1 pseudogene is annotated in these 863 nt (G+C 64.9%); it reads right to left on the minus strand.

Annotated features, from left to right (window positions below):
• Positions 1-512: 512 nt before the first annotated feature.
• Positions 513-863: pseudogene (locus NS220_RS18885) on the minus strand (hypothetical protein); the annotation flags it as partial.

Genomic DNA, 863 nt, shown 5'->3' on the forward strand with positions numbered 1-863 from the left:
CGACAGAAACGATGAGACCGAGGGTAAGTGCTGGCCACTCATGCGGGGAGTCACGTGGGTAAGCCCCTGCGCGGCATGCCGCTCACTTCTCGCACCCGCGGAACAACGAACGAATATCCCAGGAGCACTCCGCGCACGCTCGCAGGATCTGTCAGAGCCGTCAGATCAGGGAAGGAGAACCTTCCATCCGCCGCCCGCCTTTCCCCAGACCGAACACGTTGTGACCCGTGATACCTGTGATCTACTGGGCGGAGGCTCGGTCGATGGTCGTACCGTCTCCTAACTGGCCGCTGTCATTACGGCCCCACACGGCGCCCTTTCCGCCGGCATGGCACGGCGTATGCCGCTCCCTTCCCGCGCGGATGCCGACGTTCGACGAAGAACGCGGAGGCCCCCGCCTGTCTCATGGACAGACGGGGGCCTCGCGCCTTCGGCGGCCGCCGATGGAAACGGAGGGCGTTCAGAGGCTCTCCCTCTTCGGAAAGAAGCCGCACCGGCTCACCGCGGCTTGATCACCCCGTGATGTAGTACTGGTTGAAGTTGCGCATACCCTGCCCGATCGCGGTGATGGTGTGACCGGACAGTCCGATGACCGAGACCGGCGTGCTCCGATTGGTGGAGGAGCCGTCGCCGAGCGAGCCGGTGCTGTTGTTGCCCCAGGCCTTGACCGTGCCGTCGGCCAGAAGCGCGTACGCAGACGCGGCACCGCCGGAGATGACGGACACGTTGCTCAGCCCGGTCACCGAAACGGGCGTCCAACGGTCGGTGGTCGATCCGTCGCCCACCTGTCCGGAGTCGTTCTTGCCCCATGCCTTCACCGTTGCTGCCGGAAGCATCACGGATACGGTGATGCATTCACCCTT

The organism is Microbacterium testaceum (assembly GCF_001476655.1).
In the GTDB taxonomy this organism is placed as follows: Bacteria; Actinomycetota; Actinomycetes; order Actinomycetales; family Microbacteriaceae; genus Microbacterium; species Microbacterium testaceum_C.